This is a genomic window from Butyricimonas sp. Marseille-P3923 (assembly GCF_900184685.1).
In the GTDB taxonomy this organism is placed as follows: domain Bacteria; phylum Bacteroidota; class Bacteroidia; order Bacteroidales; family Marinifilaceae; genus Butyricimonas; species Butyricimonas muris.
This window is the reverse complement of record NZ_FXXL01000007.1, coordinates 1,325,040-1,350,743: the sequence shown is the minus strand read 5'-3', so window position 1 is coordinate 1,350,743 and position 25,704 is coordinate 1,325,040. Positions and strand designations below refer to the sequence as shown.

The 25,704-nt window shown below is 40.3% G+C and carries 14 protein-coding genes; 8 read left to right on the top strand and 6 right to left on the bottom strand.

What is annotated here, in order from left to right; translation table 11 throughout:
- The first annotated feature begins 35 nt into the window (after positions 1-35).
- From CS948_RS17135 to CS948_RS17100, 8 genes are all read left to right on the top strand, one after another.
- Entirely contained in the window at positions 36-506 is a 471-nt protein-coding gene (locus tag CS948_RS17135) for an RNA polymerase sigma factor (protein WP_099293049.1), read from the top strand.
- 93 nt (positions 507-599) lie between these two features.
- Positions 600-3,386, top strand: a complete 2,787-nt coding sequence (locus tag CS948_RS17130) for an ATP-binding protein (RefSeq protein ID WP_099293047.1) — start codon at positions 600-602, stop codon at positions 3,384-3,386.
- 231 nt (positions 3,387-3,617) lie between these two features.
- Positions 3,618-4,724 (top strand): FecR family protein, encoded by a 1,107-nt coding sequence (locus tag CS948_RS17125; RefSeq protein ID WP_099293045.1) that lies wholly within the window; start codon positions 3,618-3,620, stop codon positions 4,722-4,724.
- A gap of 80 nt (positions 4,725-4,804) precedes the next feature.
- The gene (locus tag CS948_RS17120; protein ID WP_099293043.1) at positions 4,805-8,410 is read left to right on the top strand and encodes a SusC/RagA family TonB-linked outer membrane protein; all 3,606 of its coding nucleotides are present in this window, start codon (positions 4,805-4,807) and stop codon (positions 8,408-8,410) included.
- Positions 8,411-8,421: 11 nt separating this feature from the next.
- Positions 8,422-9,861, top strand: coding sequence for a RagB/SusD family nutrient uptake outer membrane protein (locus CS948_RS17115; RefSeq protein ID WP_099293041.1), 1,440 nt, complete (start codon positions 8,422-8,424; stop codon positions 9,859-9,861).
- Positions 9,862-9,871: 10 nt separating this feature from the next.
- On the top strand, positions 9,872-10,777 hold the full coding sequence (locus tag CS948_RS17110; RefSeq protein WP_099293039.1) for a hypothetical protein: 906 nt from the start codon (positions 9,872-9,874) through the stop codon (positions 10,775-10,777).
- A gap of 117 nt (positions 10,778-10,894) precedes the next feature.
- Entirely contained in the window at positions 10,895-12,487 is a 1,593-nt protein-coding gene (locus CS948_RS17105; RefSeq protein WP_141560979.1) for a hypothetical protein, read from the top strand.
- A gap of 16 nt (positions 12,488-12,503) precedes the next feature.
- Positions 12,504-15,059 carry a zinc-dependent metalloprotease gene (locus CS948_RS17100; RefSeq protein ID WP_099293035.1) on the top strand — a complete coding sequence of 852 codons (2,556 nt, stop codon included), beginning with the start codon at positions 12,504-12,506 and terminating at the stop codon, positions 15,057-15,059.
- A gap of 60 nt (positions 15,060-15,119) precedes the next feature.
- On the opposite strand, the gene CS948_RS17095 is transcribed toward CS948_RS17100, so the two are convergent.
- The 6 genes from CS948_RS17095 to CS948_RS17070 form a co-directional block, all read right to left on the bottom strand.
- On the bottom strand, positions 15,120-17,783 hold the full coding sequence (locus CS948_RS17095) for a zinc-dependent metalloprotease (RefSeq protein WP_099293033.1): 2,664 nt from the start codon (positions 17,781-17,783) through the stop codon (positions 15,120-15,122).
- Positions 17,784-17,823: 40 nt separating this feature from the next.
- Positions 17,824-18,708, bottom strand: coding sequence for a hypothetical protein (locus tag CS948_RS17090; RefSeq protein WP_099293031.1), 885 nt, complete (start codon positions 18,706-18,708; stop codon positions 17,824-17,826).
- A gap of 15 nt (positions 18,709-18,723) precedes the next feature.
- The gene (locus CS948_RS17085) at positions 18,724-20,181 is read right to left on the bottom strand and encodes a RagB/SusD family nutrient uptake outer membrane protein (protein WP_099293029.1); all 1,458 of its coding nucleotides are present in this window, start codon (positions 20,179-20,181) and stop codon (positions 18,724-18,726) included.
- Between the two features lie 11 nt (positions 20,182-20,192).
- Positions 20,193-23,810, bottom strand: coding sequence for a SusC/RagA family TonB-linked outer membrane protein (locus CS948_RS17080; RefSeq protein WP_141560978.1), 3,618 nt, complete (start codon positions 23,808-23,810; stop codon positions 20,193-20,195).
- A gap of 113 nt (positions 23,811-23,923) precedes the next feature.
- Complete coding sequence (locus CS948_RS17075) at positions 23,924-24,991, bottom strand: FecR family protein (RefSeq protein ID WP_099293025.1); 1,068 nt, start codon at positions 24,989-24,991, stop codon at positions 23,924-23,926.
- A gap of 85 nt (positions 24,992-25,076) precedes the next feature.
- The gene (locus tag CS948_RS17070) at positions 25,077-25,667 is read right to left on the bottom strand and encodes an RNA polymerase sigma-70 factor (protein WP_176555100.1); all 591 of its coding nucleotides are present in this window, start codon (positions 25,665-25,667) and stop codon (positions 25,077-25,079) included.
- Between the last annotated feature and the right edge of the window lie 37 nt (positions 25,668-25,704).

Genomic DNA, 25,704 nt, shown 5'->3' with positions numbered 1-25,704 from the left:
GCGGAAGGCTTGAAATTCACGTGGGATCGGTACATATGACAGAGGATAGAGATAAGATAATTGCACGGTTATATTGCAAATTGAAACCTGAATTGCGTGTTTACGCTGCCCGATATTGTCCGGAAGAGGCGGAGGATATCGTTCATCAGGCATTCGTGAACGGGTATGACCGTATTGTGGCCGAACGGAATGAGGCGGAACAGCGTTCGTATCTTTATTCCACGGTGAAGAACCTGTGCCTTAATTTCCTGCGTAACGTTCGTCCCGTTTACACGGAAACACCGCCGGAGTTGATGACTGAGTTCGCGGTTATCGATACGCATGACTATATGTACGAGTTGATCGCCCGTTTACCCAAGAAAGAACGGCGGATTCTTGAATTGGCCTTACAGGGATATTCCACGAAAGAGATTGCAGAACAGATTGATATGGAGTACAACACGGTACGGCATTATAAAAAGGAAGCCTACGCTAAAATTCGTCAGGCATTGAAAAATGAAATTTGATTTTATTTTTGTCCGAAAAGAGATTGCTGCTTGATATTTTGCTATTTTTGTGACGTTAGGTGTTTGTTTACTAAGAATTAAAAATGATATAAAGTGGATAGCAAGGATCGGTTTAGTGATGCTCGTGTCCCCGAGTTGATGAAGAAAGCCCGGATGGGTTGGTGGGAGGCGGATTTTAAAAGACAGTGCTACGTGTGTTCCGAGTTCATTCGTGATTTGTTTGGCTTGGGAGAAGACGGCGTTATCAGTTTCGAGGATTTTCGGGGTTTCATTCGGGAGGATTACCGTTTGCGCACGGTAAATGAATTTGTTTTCGGTAAAACTCAGAACGTGTATGATCAAGTGTACCCGGTGGAAATTCACGGTGAAATTATCTGGCTTCGGGTTAAACTGTGTTCCAAGGAGGTGGATGAAGAGGGGGTCATGAGAACTTTTGGCTTCATGGAATGTCTGGATGTACCGGAAAGTATGGACACGAGTACCACTGCTTTGCAACGGGTGAATAACCTGTTTGTGCAGCAAAACAGCATATCCCGTTCTTTATTATCCTTGTTGCGTTCGGACGACCTGAGCGGTGTCGTGAACAAGATTCTGGGAGATATCATGCAATATTACCCGGAGGGATGTACCTATATCATAGAGTACGATTGGGAGAAGAAAACACAGACTTGCAGTTACGAGGCGGGAAGTTACAAGTCTTTCAAGAAAAAAGATTACATGGAGGATTTCCCCATGTGTGAAATACCTTGGTGGACGGAGCAACTGGCACAAAAAGCATCCCCTATTATTTTGGCAAACTTGGACGAATTGCCGGAAGAAGCTACAGCCGAGAAAACGCGTCTTATGGAACAAGGGGTGAAATCTTGCATGGTTGTCCCGATGATATCCAGAAACGGGGTGTCCGGGTACGCGGGTGTGGATATATTGGATAAACCCCACGTGTGGAGAAACGAGGATTACCAGTGGTTTGCCTCTTTGGTAAATATCGTGGGTATTTGCATGGAGTTCCGGAAGTCCGAGATTAAAGCTCAGGTGGAGAAAGAATATTTGGATAATCTATATCGCCATATGCCGGTGGGATACGTGCGGATGCGAATGGTGTACGATGAACAAGGGCGGGTGAAAGATTATCGCTTTATAGACTCTAATAATATGGCTCGTTACTTGTACAATCTCAAGGACGAGCGATGGATCGGCAGACTGGCAAGTGAAGTGGACGAAGAAGATATACAAGAGCATATAGCTGACTTGGAAAGCGTGGTGAAAGGAGAAGGTCCGAGAGAGATTAATTACTACCGGTCGGGAGTCGATAAATATTTCCATTCCGTGATGTATTCTCCTTGCAAGGATGAAGTGGTGCTGATGTTCTCCGACATGACAGATACTTTCAAGGCTCACGAGGCGTTGGACCGGAGTGAACGGTTATTACGGAACATATACAAGAATATTCCCGTGGCTATCGAATTGTACAATAGAAACGGGATTCTCGAGGACGTGAATGACAAAGACTTGGAAATATTCGGTTTGGACTCGAAAGAAGCTGTTCTAGGCATTAACCTGTTTAAAAATCCGATGATTCCCGAGGAGGTAAAAGATAAATTGAGGAGAAGGGAAAGTGCCGATTTTTCGATAGATTACGACTTTTCCAAAATTGGTGAAATGTATCAAACTTCCAAGACAGGTATCCTCAATTTATTGACGCGAGTAACCACGCTTTATGATGCCGCGGGTAACTTGACAAATTATCTTTTGATTAGCGTGGATCGGACGGAAGCGACAAAAGCGTATAACCAGATTAAAGAATTTAAAGATTTCTTCACGTTGGTCGGTGATTATGCCAAAGTGGGATACGCTCATTTCAACGTGTTGACAAGAGAGGGGTATGCGTTGGATAGCTGGTACCGGAACGTGGGAGAGGAACGAGGAACCCCGTTACAGCAGATTATTCGGGTACACGGTCATTTCCACCCGGAAGATCGTGCCGTGGTACTTGATTTCTGGGATAAGGTGATACGGGGCGAAATGTCGTACATCCGTAAAGATGTCAGGGTATTAAGGGAAGACGGCAGTTACACGTGGACTTGCGTGAACGTGCTTGTGCGGGATTATCGTCCACAAGACGGTATGATCGAGATGATATGCATCAATTACGATATCACGGATTTGAAGGAAACCGAGATGAAATTGATTAAGGCAAGGGATCGGGCGGAAGAGTCCGATCGGTTGAAATCTGCTTTCCTCGCGAACATGAGTCACGAGATTCGTACCCCGTTGAATGCTATCGTCGGGTTCTCCAATTTGTTGGCTTACGCGCAGGATGAGTCGGAAAAGCAACAGTATATCAGTATCGTGGAGGAGAACAACGAACTGCTCCTGCAACTGATTTCCGATATATTGGATTTGTCCAAGATAGAAGCGGGTACTTTCGAGATGGTGTGCGGTGATATCGAGATAAATCCCTTGTGCGAGGACGTGGTGGCTTCCCTGCAAGTCAAGGTTCCGGCGGGTGTTGTACTCCGTTTTGAGCCTTGTCCGGAGAATTGTCATATATATAGTGATAAGAATCGTATTCACCAGATTATATCCAATTTCGTGAATAATGCTTTTAAGTTCACCTCTTCGGGCGAGATCGTGGTCAGTTGCCGGAGAATAGGCAAAGAGATAGAGTTTGCCGTTCGGGATACGGGAATTGGTATTGAACCGGAAAAACAGAAAAACATATTCGATCGTTTCGTGAAGTTGAACACCTTTGTTCACGGCACTGGATTGGGACTTTCTATTTGCAAGAGTATTGTCGAGCAATTGGGCGGTCGCATCGGGGTGGAATCGGAACCGGGCAAAGGTTCCCGTTTCTGGTTTACTCATGCGGTAAGTCAATAAAAATGCGTACTTTTTAGAAAATCTAGTATCTCCGCGGAAAGCCGGGAGCAAGTAGCTATGTCTGCTATGATACTGACTTGCCCGTGTTTACCTGTTATATGCCAAGGGGAACGCTTCCCGTTTAATCTTTTCGTTTTCTCGTGTTATTAGTTAATGTGTGTTAAAAGTGGCGTTTTTGTTCATACATTTTTCTTTCTGATGTGTATCATGTTTAGAAAGACGAAATAGATAATGGAAGAACTGAAGAAATTAATAACAAAAGATATTTTTGATTGCCTGTCTGGGGAAGATGCCCGGCGGTTGGAGGAGATACGGGCAAGATTGAATATCAGCGACGAGGACTACCAGCAGATGAAAGCAAGAGCAACAAGCCGGGAATTACACGAGCGAATCATGAACGTGAGGAAACGTCCTTGGCGGTTCATGGTAGTGGCACGTTACGCGGCGATTTTGATATTGCCGTTGGCGATAGCCGTGTATTTCCTGTTAGATAAAGAGAAACAATCTCCCGCGGTAGTTGTGGCACAAGTTGAAAAAACTTTACCGGCACCGGAGCGCAAGCAACCCCGGTTGATTCTGGATGACGGGAAAGTGGTGAATCTGGGGCGTGAAGTCAAGGAGGAACAAATCACGCTTCATGCCGTGAACCGGGGAAACGAATTGGCATACGAGAAGAATCAAGTAGTGGAAGAAGTGGAAACGCTCGTTTACAATACAGTGGAAGTACCTAAAGGCGGTGAATACAATGTTTCTTTGGCTGACGGTACAAGAGTGTGGTTTAACGAGGAAACACGGTTAAGGTTCCCGGTAACCTTCGCCGGGGCAACCCGTGATATTTATCTGGAGAGGGGCGAGATTTACTTGGAGGTGGAGAAGGACGACCGGCATCCTTTTATCGTTCACACGGGAAACGGTGATATCCGGGTGTTGGGTACACATTTTAACGTGAAGGCTTCATCCGGTCGGGTGATTGAAACAACGCTGGTGGAAGGACGGGTGGAAGTGAGCCGTGACGGGACGAGCGTTATATTGAAACCTTTCCAGCAAGCGGTAGCCGGGGACGTGATAAACGTGGTGGATGTCACGGATATGGATGCCATTATCTCGTGGAAAGACAATATGTTTTATTTCCGGGACGTGGAGTTGGAGCAGATATTGGATAAGTTGGCGAATTGGTACGGTTTCAACGTGTTTTACGAGAATCCGGACGCCAAACGGGAGAAATATTTCGTGAGTATAGACAAATATGCCCAAGTCGATAAGATTTTGGATGTGATTGAAGAAGTGGGTAACGTGAAATTTAAAATAAACGAGAAAACAGTGATTGTGTATAAATAAAGGAAAAGCGAGTGCTACCAACACCCGCTTTGTCCTAATGCCCGAAGAGGCATTAATGTTAAATTCTAATTTACAAATGTATGAAAAAAATGTCTGATTTCTGGGGAAGTCATGTCAAAAAAATTCCCCTCCAAGGTTTGTTATGTCTTTTAGTCTTGTGTTTTAGCTTTCCGCTTTTTGCACAGCAAACGGGAAAAGCGATAGACATTAACGTGAAAGATGCAACCGTGAAAGAAATCTTGGAAATTATCAAGAAGCATGATTATCGTTTGGTGTATTCCACGGCAGTGATTGATGCCTGCAAGAAGAAGGTGACGATGAACTTGAAAAAAGCCACCGTTTCACAAGTGCTTGACGAGGTTTTCAAGGATACAGAGCTGTCTTATAAGGTGGAAGGAAATCTAGTCACGATCAAAGAGGTGCAGAAAGATAAGTCAATCGTGGCGAAAGGTGTCGTGAAGGACGAGCAGGGACAACCTGTTCCCGGAGTTTCCGTGATTATCAAGGGAACCGTGACGGGTACCGCTACTGATGCAAATGGTAATTTTCAGATTAAAGTTTCCGAGAATAGCGTGTTGCTTTTCTCTTTCGTCGGGATGGAGGCAAAATCTGTGCTAGTCGAGTCAGATGCCCCGATAACGGTGGTGATGAAGGAGGTTGTGAATGAAATGGATGAGGTGGTTATTACCGGTTATCAAGTGTTGAAGAAAAGAGAATCGACTTCATCTATTGTCACGTTGAAAGCAGAAGATTTTATAGAGCCTGTAGGTTCTTCACTTGATCAAATGTTACAGGGTAAAGTTCCGGGAATGTCTGTAATGCAAATGACATCAACAGTAGGTGCTGCTCCTAAAATTCGTATTCGTGGTTCGTCTACCGTGATAGGTAATCGTGAACCGGTTTGGGTATTGGATGGAGTTGTCTTGACAGATCCTGTTCCGCTGGATGCAACGGATTTGAATAGTATGGATCAAGTGAATTTAATTGGTAATGCTATTTCTGGGTTAAATCCTGAAGATATTGAGCGTATTGATGTCTTGAAAGATGCTTCTGCAACGGCACTTTACGGGACAAAGGCATCTAACGGTGTGATTGTGATTACGACTAAACGGGGAAAACTGGGTGCTCCGGCTATACGTTACAGTACATCTATGAATTTTGTAGAACGTCCGAGTTATGATGGGTTGTTTATGATGAATTCAAAAGATAGGATTGAAGTGTCGGAAGAAATACATAAACGAGGCTTACAATTTGTCGGATTTTCACCTACTGATGTAGGATATGAGGGTGCTTTGTATCGTTTATGGAATGATCAAATTGATATGAATCAATTCAATAAAGAGGTGAAATCGATGAAAGAATTGAATACGGATTGGTTTGATCTTTTATTCCGTAATTCTTTTAGTCAATCTCATACATTGTCTGTTTCTGGAGGAAGCGAACGAGCTAGCTATTATTTTTCTGCAGGTTATTCCAATCAACGGGGAGCTCAATTGCAAGAACAAGGAGAACGTTTTAGCTTCATGTCAAATATCGATTTTAAAATATCTGACCGTTTTAATGTGTCTGTAGGTTTAAGTGCCAATACTAATACTACGGATCGCCCCACACAGGATTTATTTAATTATGCTTACACAACATCTCGTGCATTGCCAGCATATCACGAAGATGGAAGTCTTTATTTTTACGGAAATTATGGCGTTTTTGTTTTTGGAGATGGGCAAATTGTTTTGGATTATAATGTGTTTAATGAATTGCAGCATTCTGGAAATACACAATCTGTTCGTGGTATTACAACAAATGTTAGTTTAGATTATAAATTTTTAACTTGGTTATCGGCAAATGCTGTATTGTCTTATAATACAAGTTCTGCAAAATCCGAGGTTTATTATGATGAACAGACTTACCAAGTATCGACATATCGAATGTTGCCATACGGGTATGATAAAAGTCTTATGCGAGATGATTGGTTGTTGGATTTGAGAAATATTCATTGTAAAATACCCTATGGTGGTATTTTGCAGTCGAGTAATGATGTGAATGATTCATTTACAGGACGTTTTTCCGTGAGTATGAATAAGTTGTTTAGGGATGTCCATAGTATATCCTTTACAGCAGGAATTGATATGACAAGTGTAAAATATGAAGGTTATAAACGAGAAGAATGGGGATATTTACCAGAACGAGGAAAGCAATTTGTCACTTTGGAAAATTTAGATGATTGGAAAGCTGCTTCTTTGGCAATGCAAAAAATGAAGCCAGTAATTACTGATAAAACAACGAATAATTTTTCTTATTACGGAACTGCATCCTATAGTTATCGGGGAAAATATGTTGTGAGTGCCAATGTACGGGGAGAAGGTTCGAATAAATTAGGAGAAAATGCTCGTTTTTTGCCGATATGGTCTTTTTCCGGTCGTTGGAATGTGACGGATGAACCTTTTATGGATCCATTGTTGAATGTTATTTCGAGTTTTAATATTCGTTCTTCTTATGGTATTCAAGCTAATGTAACGGATGATCATAATCCGAATTTGATAGCTAGTTTGGGAACGTTGAATTCCAATTCAGAAGAATATGCCTCTACTGTGTTACAGTTGCCTAACCGGGATTTGAAATGGGAGAAAACTTATTCTTTTAATCTAGGTCTTGATTTTAGTTTGTTTAAAGGTGCGCTTTCCGGAGCTTTTGATGTTTATAAAAGAACAAGTAAAGATCAGTTGATGTCGGTCGAGATCACTTCAACTAACGGGGGAAAGATTGTGACTATTAACGGTGGTGATCTAACCAATAAAGGATGGGATCTTTCTTTAGTGGCGACTCCTATCAAAACGAAAAATTTTGAATGGCGTTTGACTTTTAACACGGCTAAAGTATATAATGAAGTTGCTAATGCCGTGGAACGTTCTAGTACCTATGGAGATTATTTAAGTGGTTCAATTGTAAAAAATGGTTACGCTTTGAATTCTTTTTATTCTTATATGTTTGATGGATTGGATGGAAATGGATTACCGAAATTTAAAGGAGTGAAAGATTATGATGAAAATGGAAATGTAGTAATTCAAACCCGTGAACAAGCTTTAGCTTCAGCACTTAAATACAGCGGAAAACGAGAACCGGATGTGTCTGGAGGTTTGTCAATGTCTTTCCGTTATAAAAATTTATCTCTTAACACGATGTTTAATATATCGTTGGGTAATAAAATTCGTTTGAATGATTTGTATGCAGGTGATAATTTTAAATTACCTTATCCCGCACAGAACATGGGATCTGATTTCGTGAATCGTTGGAAAAATCCGGGGGATGAAGAACGTACTAATATTCCTGTTTTATCAGATGAGTTAATCACGATTTATAGCCAAAATCCAGATAATAAGGGGGATTTTATGGTAAATCATTATTCGGAAGTCGGTGCTAATTATTGGCAAATGTATAATAATAGTGACTTACGAGTGGTATCGGGTAATTTTCTACGTTGCCGTTCCATATCCATGTCTTATTCATTACCAACCGATATTGTGCGGAAGTTATATTTGAAATCTTTGTCGGTGAGCTTGGGGGTGACGAATCCGTTTGTTATTAAGCCTAAAGGATTACAGGGGCGAGATCCTGAGCAGGTTACATTGGGATCTGGAACTATTCCTCCACAACACAATTATTCTTTAATGCTAAATGTGACTTTCTAAATTGATAAAATATGAAAATAGGTATATATATATTGCCTCTCGTATGTTCGTTCGTGGCATGTAGTGATTTTCTGGATTACAAGGATAATGATAAAATTATCCCTTCAGAATTGGTCGAGTATAATGAATTAATATATGGAGAATTGATCGATAAAAGTTCTAGTTCTACTTGTTACAACCTTTTAATCATGAGCGATGACGTGGGGAGTTGGGTAAAAGGAAACTCATCAGATGAGCGGATTCGATATAAGAATTGGTATAGTTGGGCGAAAGAAACCCAAATCACGCCAGATGGGGATGAGATGATAGATCCTGCATGGGAATTTTTATATCACAAAATACTAATGTGTAACGTGATTGAAAATGATGTTAGTGTAATAGAAGATGATCTAGAGGGCGTGAAATATCGTTTATTGGGAGAAGTACAAGCTATTCGAGCGATGTCTTACTGGTATTTAGTGAATATGTACGGTGAACCATATCGAAGTGCGGAACAGGCGAAAACAGCCATGGGAGTCCCAGTAAATAAAGAAATTAGTATTTTGGATAAGATATATGAACGGGAATCTTTGTCGACTATATACGAGTTAATTGAAGAAAATTTGAAATCCGCACTAGTTAATTTAGGGAAAGGTGAGCAGAAGAATACGATATTCCGTCCGAATAAAGATGTTGTCCGTCTCTTTTTGTCTAGGATTTACTTGGAACAAAAGCGTTATGGAGACGTGATAACGGTTTGCAATGATTTATTGGAGGAAACAAACAAATCTATATTACCTCTTGAGAAAATGACCGGGAATAATTACAGTAATGAACATCCTGTGATATCAAGAGATGGTGGAAATTTATTGTTTTCTTGGTGGAATCGTGATGCTGTTTCTGGTTTTAATAGTAATTCTTATAGCATTGGAAAATATTGTGTCTCTCCTGATTTGAAAAATATGATTAAACAAAATCCTGATGATGTTCGAGGAAATTCTTATGTTTATTGGGATTATGATGGGGCTGTATTATATAAGTTTAGTGAATCAAATTCGAAATGTTACAGAATGTGTTATCGCATAGAAGAAGCGTATTTTAATAGAGCAGAGGCATATATTTATACTGATCAGCGTGATTTGGCTATGCAGGATTTGACTCAAGTTTACAAACAGCGAGTGAAAGGGGAGGAGCCAAAATTAGAAGCAAGTGTAGATGAAGCAGCTATTGAAATTTTGAGGAATGAGAAACGAAAAGAGTTTTGTTTTGAAGACATACGTTGGTTTGATATTAGACGTTGGGGATTACCTGTAGAACATCAATACCAAGATATTAATGATGAAAATGAATATCAAACTTTTGTATTGGAAGCCGAAAGTCCAAATTATATTTTGCCTCTGCCGTTGGATATTCAACGGCGTAACGAGAAGATAGAGCAAGTGGTGAGAGTTGAAACTATTGTAAAAAAATAAGTTTGCTGTTATGAAAAAATATTTGTTATTATCTATATTATTGGGTGGTGCCCTCTTATCCGCTTGTTTTGATGAAGACAAAATTCATGCGGATTTAGGAACTTATAAAAGAGCTTATGATACCACGTCGACAGATCCTGTGTGGAAGTATGTATCGCAATACTATTATAAATATGGGAAATTATTTATAACAGATCCGGATAGTTCTGATTATTTATTTAATTTCCAATATAAATTTGGTTTAAAAGTTGAACAGATAACACAAAACACGGAACATTTATTGAAATGTATTCAGTTTGTCAACGAAATGCTATTGGACGGATTCTCGGATGATTTTAAAAAAACATATTTCCCGTATAGTATTATTTTGGCTAAATCTATTGTGTATACGGGAGGATTGACTCCAATGGATAAAGATATTTATTGTACGAAATATCATGTATCTTTAAAAGTAAATGAGGATGTTTTGAAGATGACGGAAGTAGAAAAAGAAGAACTTTCTGCTAAATGGAATTTAGGTTTTTTATTGGATTTTTGTGCTGCATATGGAAGTGGGTTTGTAATTCCGGAGGATTTTTATGCCGTGAGTAAAGAATTTCGTGGGCGTTATCAAGGTGCTCAATTGCCCAAGGAAGAATGGTATGAACGAGGATTTCTTACAGGTATTGTAGTTGATCACTATCAGCCTTGGTGGAGTACTGATCCCAATGATGGATATGATTATACTGATTTTCCTACTTATGATGATACTGATTTTAAATATTTTTTCACGGGAATGCTTACTATACCTAGCGAAGAATTGCAAGAAATTGCAACAAAGTATCCAAGGGTAAAAGCCCGGTTGGATATTATTGATGCAAAATTGCAAAAAATTGGTATTGATTATAAGAATATGGGGTATAAAGCTAAGAATTAATTATATGGTTCAGGTGGAATCTAAATTCCACCTGAAATTTGCTCTCTTCAAAATGATACATTTATATTGTTTATGGTGTATTACTTTTATTTGATTTAGAATCTTAATAACAGTTTTATGGTTAAGTTTGTATTATTAATTGTTTTTCTATTTTTCTTTTATGCTTGCCATAGAGAAAATATGAACGATCTAGAGAGAGAAAACGAATTAGAGAATTTCGATAATAGAATGTTTGATAACATTGATATTGAAGTTTATGATTCGCTTATAAAACGCAATGATTTTCAATATCTCGCAGCTTTGTATAAGGAGAATCGGGATGCTATTTACTCTTGTGAGGATGAAGAATTATCAGAACAATGTTTAAAAGCCGATACAATTCGCTCTTTGGTTAGTTATTATTCCAAGAAACTTTCTTGTTCAGATCTTTCATTGTATATTGTTAAGTACGTGGATACAGAACTTGTGATGCAATCGAGATGTTTACTAAATGAAAAGATCGAAGATTGTTGGAAAAGAGCGTGGGATTTCTATGATAAGACTTTTGTGAATAAAATTTATGAGTTGATGAAAAATCCTGATGATATAAGGAATGATATTGCTTCATTTCTATCAGGGACTTATGGTGTTTTTGGTGTTCAAAGGGTTTTTGTTGTATTTCAAGATAAGAAAGCAAGACCAAGTGGTGAATGGTTGAAATTGCAAAAACATGGATTAATAAATCTTTTACTTGCTGAAAATATTAATATATCACCCATATTTGATGGAAGTGATGTTTCTGCTGCCGAGCGTGATGTGCATAATATAAATAGATGCTTAAATGATGGATTTTATTGGTATTATACTAGTAATAGGTGGAAAGAAATTGGAGAATTGAAGAAAAATCCTAATGCTTGTCCTTCTTGTGGTGAAAATCCATGTATTTGTTATCATATATGTCCACAATGTGGGAAAACAAATATAAGTTGTATTTGTTGTAAAAAGTGTGGACGATATCCATGTATATGCTATAAAGAATTAACGCCAGCATGGGGTATATTTGAATATCAAGATTATATTATGTATTGTTGGAATGAACAAAAAATAGAATCGTATCTTGAAAATTTAAGTCATGACGTAAATTATTGTATTCTTTATAATTGGAATAGGTCTGGGGGACCTTTAGGAAAAGATATAGATAGACCATACACAGAACCTTATGATGTTTCTGATTTCACGGGTGTTTATGTGTTACATACAAATATGAAATGTACTTTTGATCTTGTTGATATTTATAGCTTTGCAAAAAATGTAAATAATGTATTAAGAAGAGAACAGGCAAAAGGATATCCTGAAAGTTTTATAGGACCTCTTTTTGCATATTTTGTGTTAGAACGTGATGTTTATGCTTTGGTATCAATGGGAAGACTTGGAGTACTGGGAGAAGCGTTAAGTGATACTGAATATCCTTATAGATTAGACAATCTTGAATTTAATATTTATGATATTGTAGTAGATAAAACTATTACTTACAAAGGAAAAGAATATCATTATGCATTTGAGAATGATTATGAAAAAAAAATATATCAAGTTATGAAGTTGTTTCAAATGATGAATTGTGATATAGAGATATTTAAGTTGAAAAGGGGAGGTTATCCTATAATGGGGGATCAATTTGTAAAAGGTTGGTATAGTGATAGAATCTCGAATGAAGAAGATATAATAAAGTAATTTTTAAATAGATGTTATGAATAAAGTATTGTATATTGTTATTTTACTGTGTTTTAGTGTTGCTAGTGTGAATGCTGCCGGTGGAGAGTGGGGAAAGAAGAAGAAAAAGAAGGCGGCAAAGGAGCAGGTGGAGTCGAAAGACTCCACTTCGAAAGCCACGTCAACGAGTGAGTATGAAAAATTCATGAAGGATGCCGAGGTGAAAGAGGGGATGTTTAACGTGATCAAGAAGAAGGATAAGATTTATCTGGAGATTCCGAAGGCTATCATGAACCGGGATTTCTTGATCAGTTCTCGTGTTTCCTCGACGAGTCGCACGTGGCAGATTGATCCGGGAACCATTAATAGGGATCCGCTATTGATTACTTTTTCGTGTGATGAGAATAAGGTGTATATTCATTTCCCGCATTTGAGGTACGAGTGCAAGGAGGATTCGGAGATGTACGAGGCATACAAAAGACATAGTAACCCGCCGATTTGGAAGGCCTTTAAAATAGAGGTATTATCCAAGGATTCCAGTAGCTGCGTGATTGATGCAACTTCGTTGTTCTTGTCTTCTATCGCAGAATTTTCCCCGTTTCCGGATCTTCCGGCAGAAGTGCGTGCGTTTGTGCCATTCGGGGGTACGTTCCAGAGTGATCGTTCCAGAATCGAGGAGTTTAAGGCATTCGAGGATAATGTTATCGTGAAAAGTATGATGACTTACACGACAGACAAGGAAGGTCCCTTGACCACAATCGAGGCTCGTAATATTGTTATTTTGCCGGAGAAGCCGATGACTCCCCGTTATTCGGATGAGCGTGTCGGATTTTTTGAGGAAACCCGTTTTTTGTTTGACGAGAATCAGGATCAGTTGCAACGTTACGGGATTATCAATCGTTGGGATTTGCAACCTAAGGATATGGAAAAATATTTGGCGGGAGAGTTGGTTGAGCCGGTAAAACCGATCGTGTGGTACGTGGATCCGGCTATCCCGGAGAAGTGGAGAAAATACGTGAAGTTGGGTATCGCGGATTGGAATATCGCTTTCGAGGCTATCGGGTTCAAGAACGCGATCGTGGTGAAAGATTACCCGACGGATGATCCTAATTTTGATCCGGATGATATTCATTATAATTGCTATCGTTTCGTGGCTTCCGCGAGAGAAAATTCCATGGGACCCTCTTGGATAGATCCCCGTTCGGGAGAGATTTTGTGTGGAGATGTGATTTCGTGGTATGGGGTGGTGACTTTGTTGAACAAGTGGCGGATGATTCAGACCGCGGCGGTAGATCCTTCCGTGCGTTGTCCGGTGATGACCGACGAGAACATGGGGGAAGCAATGCGTTACGTGGCGGCACACGAGATCGGGCACACGCTTGGGTTGATGCATAATTTCGGGGCATCGGCTGCCTATCCGGTGGAGAAGCTAAGAGATCCCGAATTTACTCAAAAATACGGTACGACTCCCTCCATCATGGACTACGCCCGCTTCAATTACGTGGCACAGCCCGGTGACATGGAGAAAGGGGTGAAATTAACGCCGCCGTTGGTTGGGGAGTATGATAAATTTGCTATTAAGTACGGGTATCAGGTATTGCCGAACGTGAAGAACCCGGATGACGAGAAAGCGACTTTGCGGGCATGGATTAAAGAGCAAATCGGGAACAAAATGTGTTTCTACGGGCAACAGGTTTTCCAGTTTAATTTTGACCCGCGTTCTCAAGCCGAGGATTTGAGTGATGATGTGATCAAGGCGAATACCTACGGGTTGAAGAATCTGAAGTATGTTACGGCTAATTTCGTGGATTGGATGGCCGTGAATGACGAGGGATACGCGGCTGTTGAGGGTACCTACAAGGAAATTATAGAGCAATTTTTCCGCTTTATGAACCATGCTATGGTAAACGTGGGAGGGATGTACGTTAATCCTAAAGGGTTTGATGATAATAACGTGCAATTGTATCAATACGTGCCTAAAAATAAACAGTTGGAGGCTTTGACGTTCGTGTTGAAGAATTTGAACGATTTGCCTAACTGGATCGTGAATGATAAAGTTACGGCTATAGTGGGCCCTACGGCAAAGCCCTACGTGCAACAAACGCAATTCTTCAGTGAAATGTTGACTCGCGAGTTCCTTGGACGCCTTCAGTTGAACGAGATCGACGAGAAGAACGTGTTCACGATAGATGATTATTTGAATATTATCTATGACTACATGTTCTCTCGCAAGGGGGGAAGTTTACGGTTGTGTGACATGGCTTTTCAAAATTCTTTCGTGGATAATTTGAAAGAGTTTATGGATAAAGGAGAGTTTAAAAGCGCGGGTAGTGGCAAGGCTTTGACTGATTACGCTATGGAAACGACTTGTAGTTGCCACGCGTATTGTGAATCCCATAGTTTTAATCCGGTGGATCCTTTGAGTGAAATTGTTTTGAGCCCGAGAATTGACAGAACAAACAAGCGTCCGGTGGTGATGAAGTATTTACGCAAAGCTTACCAGACGGCTAAAGCGAGATCGAATACGGGAAATGATAAGACCCGTGAACATTATCGTTTATTGGTCTTGAAATTGAATTATCTGTTTGATTGATCCGTGTGAATATGTGTGATAGAAAGGGCAAACGCGTGAAAATGCGTTTGCCCTTTGAGATTAATTTTTCAACATATTCTCGACACGAAGTAATAAGAGTTCATAATGTGCTTTATCATCCCTGTGAGCGAAAGCAAGTTTACTTTTCACTAAAGTTTGAGCCTTTTTTAGGATCTTGGTTTGATAAGCCGGAATTTCACTAATCACGTTTATTTTTACTTCATCTTGAAACATGGGAGCCATTTCCCCGAATTTTTTAAGACAAATGGCGGCAACACTTCCCTTGCCGTATTGTTCCTCGATGTCCATCAACCGTGCACGGGTGAAAGGGAAATTGAGTTCGGGAGCTAACCCATACGCTTCTATCTCTTCTATGGATGGTAAAGAAGACACGTTCGCCGTTTTGTCTGTGAAAAAGGAATTTCCTTTTTTACTTTTCTCCACCTCTTTAAGAGCGGCATCAATAATAGCACGCTGAAGTATTTTGTCTTCCAATGTCAATTTGCGCCCTTGAATCGTCGAGGCAAATACTCCTACATACAAATCATCGTAATATTCTCTGATTGTGTATGCGTCTTTTTCTTTGGCAATATGGGAAGCCAGTGTAACATTTTGCGGAATGGTTGTCAACAGACTTTTAGATATAGCAAAAGCTATTTTCGACGAGCTATTCGTGTGCAAGTCGAAGTTTTCAGTCAATTTCGGGGCATTAATCCATGTACAATTCCGAAGTTCGCGCAAAATCCAATTCAAGGAATTTTTTTGCATGGAACGAGGCAAAGGCTGTGCCGGTTTCATCGTACCGGTGCCTTCTTTTACCTGTGATAAATGAATCCCGCCAATCTGGTACATCACGTTACCCAAATAACGGAAATACTGGTTAAGAATTTCTTCGTACATTCCGCTTCGGTGACGGGTATCCCCCTTCTCGTCAATCCATTCGTTCATGTGAGAAAGGATATATTTCAGATTTTTTATTCCGTAAGTCCCGGCTTTAACCGGATCGTCGCCCAAATCTTCCTCGAGGCTGCTAGGATCGTAACGTCCGTCGATTTGCTGACGTCCATAACGAAAACGGGGATCATTTGCTTTCTCGTCAATCCACCGTCCGGCAATCTCTACTTCTTCCCACATATTCGTGGCCTCCGGAATAGGCGTGTACAACCACTTGATCACGTATTCGTCATAAACGCCCAAAGCCGGTGGGGTTAATTTTACCCCTTTATCCCCCGGCTGCGCCACGTAATTGTATCGGGCGTAGTCCATGATGGAAGGAGTCGTTCCGTATTTTTGAGTGAATGAAGCGGAACGTAAAGAATCTACCGGATAGGCACTTGAGGCAGCCATGTTATGCATTAATCCTAATGTATGTCCTATCTCGTGAGCGATCACGTATTCAATGGATTCGTCCATGATCTCCTTCGGCATCTTCTTTGCCCTTACCCGCGGGTCGATTTGTGCCGTTTGGATAAAACGCCACTGGTTGTTCAATTTCACGATATCATTATACACGATCACGGAAGCGTTTAAAATCTCTCCGGTGGTAGGGTCTACCCAGCTCGGACCCATCGCATTGGGTGTAGGGCAAGGAGAATAACGGATACACGAGTATTTTAGATTATCCGGGTCAAAGGTTGTATCATTAACAGGGAAATCATGCACTTGCATTACATTTTTGAACCCGATCTTCTCGAATGCGGGGTTCCACCTTAAAACAGCTTTACGAATGGCCGGTTTCCATTCTTCGGGGAATGTATTATCCACGTACCAGACAATTGGCTTCACCGGTTCAACCAGTTCTCCTCTTTTCCACGCTTCCATATCGGAAGGCTCCAGACGCCAACGGTTAGCTAGCGCGTATCCCCGTAAACCATCTTCCTTCTGAGCCAGATCAATTTTAAAGAATCCTAATAAATTATGCCCGTATGTAGGGAATACCCCGACGCGGGAATCTTGGATTCTGGGCTTCATTTTTCCTTCCGGTAACAAGATCATGGAAATGGTAGAACAGCTTGCTATGTCACCGAGCGAGAAACTCATCATCATGAAATTGATGGAAAGATCGAGATTTTGATATAATTCAATTGAAGCGTTGTCATCAAATACTTTCATCTTGCCGAAGTAAGGTTTTCCGGTCTTGCCTTTCGAAATGCTAATACCTTCAGCCCTTGAAAATGGAGATACGTCATCATTCTTGAATAAATCGGTCGCGTTAAATATGACCGCCGTACTATCGGCATTATACGCTTCCATGGGAAAACGCTTGTATTCCATGTCCATGTAATTTTTTTCCAGAGCCTGAAGCATATTCTTGTCATTCGATGTACAAACGGCAAGCATGTTCGGGAAACTGAATACGACGGTTGAATCCTGTAAATCCACACGTAAGTGTAAAGGGTTATTCGTTTTGTATCCGACGTTCGCGAATTGCGGGTTACCGACCTTGGAAAGAGTACTACCCAAAAGAACTTCTTTCCCCATGTTCTTTACAGGATATTCCATGTAAATTTTTTCTCCCTCCCGGTGAAAAGTAAGAAATTCTCCTTTTATTGTTTGTAAACCGGATTTCTTCATGAATTTGTCATACTTACTCTGCGGTTTCTCCTCTTTTTTCTCCACTTGTTCCGTGGATTTCGATTTTTTCTTTTTCCGTTCTGCCCCGTTCGCGAAAAGGCAAGAAGTTCCTAGGGCTACTATTAGTAGCACAACATACAGTTTTCTCATTATTAAAGATTTATTTAAAATATAATTGTGTGTTTTACTTTTATTTTTCCGTGTATCTTAATTTCTTGTAATCGATACCCATCTCTTTCAGTGCTTTGGTCAAGAGATCGTATTTAATTTGCATGACTTCATATTTTTTTAATAGGACTTGGAGTTCGTCATCGGGCGTGTCGATCAAGAAACTTATCCAGTAGCCGATATCTTCTCCTTTGTACGGAAACACGGGAATAATATCATAGAATAAAAACATGCGGGGAAATCCTAATTCATAACGAGCTTCCTCTTCATATAAATATTCCAGTTTTTCATCCTGTATAAGTTGACCGTACAGAAGTAAGGACTCTCCGTATTGATAAAATTCATCGGGGATATTGATTCCCTTATCATACATCCCGATATATCTCCATAATGTTTCGTGTGACTTTGAACTGGCTACGGCTTTTTCATTAAAACTCATTTGTCCCAAATCTTGAATGGAAAAAATGCAGAAGTAACGCCCTATACAAGATAAAACTTCTGTTTCAAGAAGAGCCGGATCGGCGATGGCATCATCGGCAAGAATAATACTATACGGGAAATGTTTACGAATAAATTCTTCGGGATACGCGTCTAGTACTAATTTCTGCATCATTTCAATCCCTTTCCATAAATGCTCTTGCTCCTGCTTCGGGTAATTGAATTCAAGGGATTCATTTTTTGAACTGAAATTGTACAAGTAATCAGATGAATCCGGATCTGTTATAAAAAAACGGTTGTATTTGTAGTAATATCGTGACACGAAATTCAATACCTTGTCAGTAGAATTTGTATCATACATCTGTACCCTTTTGTAAGGAATTTCTTCGGCAACAATAGGAGCTTCTTCGTAACAATTATAGAAACTGATACCAAGTATGATGATTAATAAGAATTGATAATATTTCATCGTATTCTGTTTTAATTATTTGCTAACTAAGGTTTCAACCCGTTCAAAGTTCTCAATTTCAAAATTCTTGTCTTGAACGTCCAGTGGAAGACTTAAAATGTAATTCGGATTTCCGGCTGTAAGGACATAGGTGTCCGCGGCCAAGGGGGCATTTAGGTCTTGGAATTTATGAGTTATCTCTATTTTCCAACGGCGAATATCGAACCACCTGCAATCCTCGAAACAAAATTCCATTCTCTTTTCCTCCCGCATAATTTTTCTAGCTTCTTCCGCATCATTCGTGTTTTTTTCATAGTCACCTTTTATACGTGAACGGCGAATACTATTTATATCCCTCATCGCTTGTTCGATATTCTCCGTTCCACCTAATTCAATGCAGGCTTCAGCCCGGTTTAGATAAGCTTCTTCTATTCGATAACACCAATCATTGCAACTCCTCGTGAAAATATAATATTTCTTGGGATAATAGGGTTTGTATTTATCAAAAAATGCTGTAGCCCGAATATCTTCAGCATTATCTTTTTTTACGTATAAATTGCGTAAATCTTGGCTGACTTCCCAATGACCTGCTTCAGAAGTTGATGTTGAAAGAGGACTATTATCACGTCTTCCCCATGAAAATAAAATACTTTTGTTGGAATTATTGTACAAAGTTATTCCATTGGCGATATATTTTGACATGTTTTCCAAGGTTTCAATCGTTGCACCGCTTTCTGTTATTAGGGTTGAAGACATCTTCTTGGCATCCTCCCACCTTTTCTGCTGCAAATAAATTCTGGACAGAAAAAGGTAAGCTGCGTTCACGTTAGGTCGGAATATGGAATTTTCTTGATCGCCTGCTTTCAATAAATCGATTGCTTGTAGCAGATCTTTTTCAATTAAGTCGTATACCTCCTGCAATTTTGCCCTTGTATATACTTTTTTCTCGATACTGATTGCCGTGTTAATAGGAACTCCCAACGCTTTCTTGGCTTGTTCTTTATTTTCGTAGGGCTCACCGTATATATTTACTAGGTAATAATATGCCAATGCTCGCATGAATGTCAGTTCTCCTAATAGACGTGTTTTTACCCGGTCGTGATCTTCCTCGAATTGGCTGACATCATTTTCCAGAATGTTGCATCTCAGGATTTTATTATAGAAAAACGCCCAGTTATTATCATTTCTTTCTCGTTGTTCCATATCTAACTGGTTGTTTTTTGCCCATGTGAAATAACCGAAAAATTCGCTTCGGCTATCCCTTCTACTGGATGATCCTTCTATGGGTAAGACAACACTCATGATGTCATCCGTCATAAAATCCAACGCCTTCATCTCGCTTCCGCTTGTTTTCTTTATTATTTCTCCATATACCAGTTCGTCAAAGTGTTTTAACTCGCGGGGTATTATTTTATCTTGATCCTTGTATTCAAGGAAATCACTACATCCCATCCAAAGGAAACACAGCGATAATATGTAATATAGTTTATTCATGTTACTTTTATTTAGAAGGTTACATTCAAACTAAAACTGAAATTCTTTTGCGGTGGTATCGAGCCACTACCTAAGGTTACTTGTTCGGGATCCCGTCCTTTTAATCCTTTAGCTTTGATGACAAATGGATTGGAGACAGAGAAACTTAATGATGCTCCTCTCAAAAATAAATGTTTTAAAGTGGAGGCAGGGACATAATAAGATAACGAGAGTGAGCGACAACGTACAAAATTTCCGGATACGACACGTAAGTCACTGTTATTGTAAAAATCATACACGTTATCTCCAATCGTTGCAGCTCCCCCATTGTGGTAATATAATCCGGGGGGAGTTAGTCTTTCGTCGGTCAACCTCGGAATATCAGTATGTTTTTCATCTCCCGGCTTTCTCCAACGAGTTACAAATTCATCAGACATATTTTCACTGGGACCGGGAAGACGACTATTATCCACGTATAGGTCATTTAAACGGACTTTTGAACCGAATTGCATAGCAAAGGAGGCATTTAATGTAAAATTGTAAAGCATGATACTTGTACTCAAACCGCCTGAAAATAGCGGTTCCCGTCTACCACTATAAACCAAAGCACTATTTAAGGCTTCTTCTTGGGATGAAATGATGACATTGCCTTCTTCGTCTTTGGCATATATTCCCAAGAAAGTTGCTTCCCCTCTTTCGTTCAGTCCGCCGTAACGATAAGAATAAAAACTATTTAATGAACGTCCGTTTTTGACAAGAGAACCATCTAGGTATTGGCTAACAATATATTTATCCATTTCTCCCGAGTTGGTCACTTTGTTATAACTTCTACTTGTATTCAAACTTAAATTCCAGCTAAATTTTTCCAAGCGAATCGGAGTGGCGGATATGGAGAAATCCCAACCGGAATTGATTATATTTCCGTCATTGATGGTGACGCTGGTACCCCCGTTGGTTGATTCTATCGTAGTGGAGAGCAATTGGTCTTTTCCTTTCTTGTTATAGTATTCAAAAGTTGCATTTAATTTTTTATTGAAGAAAGAGAAATCTGTACCAATGTTGTAGGATCTTGTTTTTTCCCACCGGAGCCCTCTGTTGGGAAGAGAATTTATGGTACTTTCGTAGTATTGGGATACGGGGTCCATACTTCCGACATTAGCTACCATATTCGGGTTATGAGCTTCGGTTACATTCCCCTGCAGTCCATAAGAGGCATGAATATTTAGTCCTTCCATCCATGTGACATTTTGCATGAAATCCTCGTCGGCAATATTCCATCTACCGGAAACTGACCAAATAGGTAAAAAACGGGCAGATTTATCTTGTCCTAATTTATTGCTGGCATCTCCTCTTATATTTGCGTTAAAAATATACCGGTCGTCATAGCAATAAGAGAAGGATGCAAAATAGGACATTTCATTCTTTTTGCTATCTGAAATTGTGGGGCGGCTATTTTCCAATAGAGTTCCGTAAGCAAGCCATATGCGAGGATTGATTTCGACGCTTTTTTTGCCGCGTTCCGGCAAATAACCTAATAAGGTGGAGGTATGTCCTTCGCTATGTGCGCTGCGCATATCTAATCCTCCCATAAGGCTAAAATCGTGAACGTCATTGAAAGTCTTTTGGAATGATGCGGTAAAACGTGCGGAATAATTGGTATTCTTGTTATCAGAGTTATCCAATTTTCCCCCGAAAGGCAATTCACAACTCGTCGCAAAATTGGGTTCTTTTGCAGGGTCGATTACCGGATAACCGTAGACAAGTCTTCTCAAAGATGATATGGCGTAACTCTCTTCGGTTGCCACATCCTCGCTTGAATTTGAACTGACATTATAAGAACATAGAGCACTTAAACTTAACCATGAAGCTACTTTGTAGCTGAAATTGAATCTTGTATTCAAGCTCAATAATTTGTTTGTTCCGCTCGTGGAATTCAGTTCGTTGAAGATATTGTAAATCAAATTAGGAGTTTTGTAGGGAGTATTCTCGTATCCTGTATCAATTTCATAGAAATTATAGTATCCATCCTCGTCATAAGGAGCAATAGCTCTGGAAGTCGTGTAAGCATATTGAAAGAGGTCTACTGCGGGGCGATTGGTTTCTCCATGAGAGGCACTAAGACCAAAACCGGCATTCATTTTATCATTTATCTTGATGTCGAGATTTGTGTTAAAATTAAACCGTTCAGCGTTTTCTTTCAAAGATGATCCTCTTTCGTTAGAATATCCCACGGAGAAGTAGTAGTTGATTGCTTCATTTGCCCCGGAAACGGATAACGTGTGATTATGGCTAAATGCATTTCGGAATAGATATTTAAACCAATCCGTATTTTGTTCTTTCATTTTCTTTACTTCTTTCTGAAATTGGCTATAGCTAATTTTATTCCCGTACAATTGAACTAAAAGTCCCTCGTATCCCACGGAACCAGTTATTCCGTCATCAACAAACTGTAATCCCTTCTCGACCATCTCTTCGGAAACTTCGATTCTTTCTTTAGAATTCATCAAGTGCATTTGGTTTACTGTCGGACGATGCGTGAACCCCATAGACATACTATACTGGATGGCTGGTTTTCCAAACTTACCCCTCTTGGTGGTAATCATGATTACGCCATTGGCAGCTTTACTTCCGTACAAGGCGGTAGCGGAAGCATCTTTTAATACGTCGATTTGTTCAATATCTTCCGGGTTTATACCCGAGATGGCATTACCTATCAAATTTACTTGATCCATGCTATTCAGTTCTTCCGGTTTAAGGGGAACCGGGTCTTCCAGCACAATACCATCCAGTACCCAAAGAGGTTCGCGGCTTCCCACGATAGTGGAAGATCCACGTATGCGGATTTTCGGGGCGGCACCCACGGTTGAACTCATCTGTAAAACTGCCATGCCGGGAATTTTACCTTGTAACATTTTATCTAATGTTGTTGTAAGAGGCTCCATGATATCCTCCATTTTTACCGTATAGACGGATGATGTCAGCTTCCGTTTGTCGATGTTCTCGTAACCCGTGCGGACGATAACTTCGTCGAGTTCATTGAGGGTGGTTTTCATGATAACGGTTACGAAGTCGCTTTTGGGGGTGACTTGTTGGGTTTCCATGCCGACGAACGAGAAGATTAGGAGGGTGGCTTCCGGTTTCTCGGGGGAGACGATGGTGAATTCACCTTTGGCGTTGGTAGAGACACCGGTAGTTGTGCCTTTGATGAGGACGGTTACTCCCGGCAGGGGTTCCCCGTTCTCGTCTTTCACGATACCCCGGATTGGGTTTTGTTGGTCAGGGGTGGTTTTCGCGGGGCTGATGATGATGGTTTTCCCGTTGAACCTGTACGTGAATTCCTTTTGAAGAACGAGATTTAGTACTTCAATCAATCCCATTTTCAAGCGGGGAAGTTGTACCATTTTCTTTACCTCGAGTTCATTCTCGCTGTAAAAGACGTCGTACTTCAATTGTTTCGTGATGGCGTCGAAGACTTGTTCAATCATCATTTGCTGTTTCGAGAATTTGACGCTGTCCTGTTCCGGGGTTGTGGCGGCATTCGAGTTGGAGATGCCTGCCAGTAACCAGAAAATGGTACATGCACAGAGCAAAGCTCCTTTTTTTAACCTTTCTTGTAGGTTAAAGGTGTGATCATACGCTTTTTTTTTCATAAATTTGTTCGTTAAAGTGATAATTAATCCTGTACAGCTATTTGCCGTAGCTTTCACAGGTTTTGGTTTTTACAATAAAGGGGGGTGCTTTTTTGCCGATAGCACTCCTTTTTTTAGTCTGTTCTACTTACTGTAATTGTCTTGTCTTGAATATTAAAGTGAATATTAGTTGTTTCTTCCAGATAACGTAACAATTGCTCCAAGGGTTGATGTTTATCGATAGTTCCCCGGAAGGTCATGTCCTTGATCTCCTCGTCCCGGTAAATCATTTTGAAGTCATACCACCGTTCGAGTTTTTTCACGATGTCCTCGAACCGGTAGCCTTTAAAATAGAATTTGCCGTCAATCCATGAGGTGTATAGTTCCGTGTCCACGGTTCTCGTTTCCACGATGTTCGTTTCTTTATGGACGGTCAGTTGTTCAGACGGGTGCAGGATGTCGCTCCGGTCTTGTTGAGTGACCATGACTTTGCCTTCCACGAGTGTGGTGATCCACTTCGAGTCGTCGGTATAGGCACTGACGTTGAATTTTGTTCCCAGAACGGTAATAGCCTTGTCCCCGGCGTGAACCGTGAAAGGTGCGGTTGAATCCTTTGCCACTTGGAAAAAGGCTTCTCCTTCCAGATATACTTCCCGGCTGTGGGACGAGAATTGCACGGGAAAGCGGAGCTTGGATTCCGAGTTGACATTCACGATTGAACCATCGGGGAGTTTCAAGTAGAAATCGGCACCTTTCGGTACGTATAGTTCGTTGTAACGGAGTTCAATTTCTCCGTTTAGGGAGTCGGTGTTGTTCCGGTATTGCAGTTGTCCGTTCACGCTGTTGCGGGTGAAAGACATGCCCAGTTCTTCGACCTTGATTGTTTTTTGTTGTTTGCTTAGTCTGATTTCTTCCCCGTTTGCCAATACTAATCGAACTTGGGAACATTCGTTTTTTCCCGTTTGCAGGGAGGCAGTTTTTGTTATTTTGTTTTCCGTCGTGTTGTTATGCATTAGGTATATGGTAATACCGAGCATAAGCAGGGCACATGCCGCGTATTTTATAACGCGAAGTGCTATGAAGCGGTTCGATTTGTTTATGCTTCTGCCTTTTACTTGTTTCCATGCTTTTCCCATGTTGTAGTGGTCGTCTTTCATGGAGTTGGCAGCCCTGTGTATGATGAATTTCTTATTTTTATCCATTTTGGCTATTGATTTACTATAAAGGGCATCAAGAGTCGGAAATGGGTGATTCTGAAAATGACTTTTTTTGAAAAAAATGCGTTTTTTATTTTTTAATCCTTCGACAGTATGCAATAAATACTAGCAACTGGCTGGTATTCTTGAAATAACATCGGATGATGCGATAGGCTTTCGTGATATGTGTTTTCACGGTATTGACGGAGATATTCAGTTCTTCCGCGATTTGTTTGTAGCTTTTTTCGTCGACACAACTCATTAGAAAGATATTGCGACATTGTTGCGGAAGCGAGGCAAGTGCTTTTTTCATCTTTTCTATTTCAATGACTTCTTCTTCCGTGTATTCTGTTTGTTGGAGATTTGCAATGAATTCGGCCAATAGGGGGGAATGCCGTTGTTCCATTAACTGGCGTTTTAAAACTTTTAGAGCGCCATGACGAACGGATGAATACAAGTAATGTTTTAATGAAACCTTTATGTCTATACACGAGCGATTGTTCCACAAGTACACGAATACGTCTTGAACGATATCTTCCGCTTTGTCGTGTTCGGCAACAATGCCTTGGCAATAATTGCATAAAGCTTGATAATTCCTTTTGAATAATTCTTCAAAGGCAGCCGTGTTTCCTTCGAGGACATCTTCGCTGTTTATATCATCCCAATCTGTATAATCATCCATAAACGCCGATTTCTTCATATTGTTCACCCGAAAATAT

Excerpts from the sequence above, each read along its gene's own strand:
- CS948_RS17120 (WP_099293043.1), top strand. The coding sequence starts at position 4,805 with ATGAAAAAAATGTCTGATTTCTGGGGAAGTCATGTCAAAAAAATTCCC.
- CS948_RS17125 (WP_099293045.1), top strand. The coding sequence starts at position 3,618 with ATGGAAGAACTGAAGAAATTAATAACAAAAGATATTTTTGATTGCCTG.
- CS948_RS17115 (WP_099293041.1), top strand. The coding sequence starts at position 8,422 with ATGAAAATAGGTATATATATATTGCCTCTCGTATGTTCGTTCGTGGCA.
- CS948_RS17090 (WP_099293031.1), bottom strand. The coding sequence starts at position 18,708 with ATGAAATATTATCAATTCTTATTAATCATCATACTTGGTATCAGTTTC.
- CS948_RS17135 (WP_099293049.1), top strand. The coding sequence starts at position 36 with ATGACAGAGGATAGAGATAAGATAATTGCACGGTTATATTGCAAATTG.
- CS948_RS17085 (WP_099293029.1), bottom strand. The coding sequence starts at position 20,181 with ATGAATAAACTATATTACATATTATCGCTGTGTTTCCTTTGGATGGGA.
- CS948_RS17105 (WP_141560979.1), top strand. The coding sequence starts at position 10,895 with ATGGTTAAGTTTGTATTATTAATTGTTTTTCTATTTTTCTTTTATGCT.
- CS948_RS17075 (WP_099293025.1), bottom strand. The coding sequence starts at position 24,991 with ATGGATAAAAATAAGAAATTCATCATACACAGGGCTGCCAACTCCATG.
- CS948_RS17100 (WP_099293035.1), top strand. The coding sequence starts at position 12,504 with ATGAATAAAGTATTGTATATTGTTATTTTACTGTGTTTTAGTGTTGCT.
- CS948_RS17080 (WP_141560978.1), bottom strand. The coding sequence starts at position 23,810 with ATGAAAAAAAAAGCGTATGATCACACCTTTAACCTACAAGAAAGGTTA.
- CS948_RS17070 (WP_176555100.1), bottom strand. The coding sequence starts at position 25,667 with ATGGATGATTATACAGATTGGGATGATATAAACAGCGAAGATGTCCTC.
- CS948_RS17110 (WP_099293039.1), top strand. The coding sequence starts at position 9,872 with ATGAAAAAATATTTGTTATTATCTATATTATTGGGTGGTGCCCTCTTA.
- CS948_RS17095 (WP_099293033.1), bottom strand. The coding sequence starts at position 17,783 with ATGAGAAAACTGTATGTTGTGCTACTAATAGTAGCCCTAGGAACTTCT.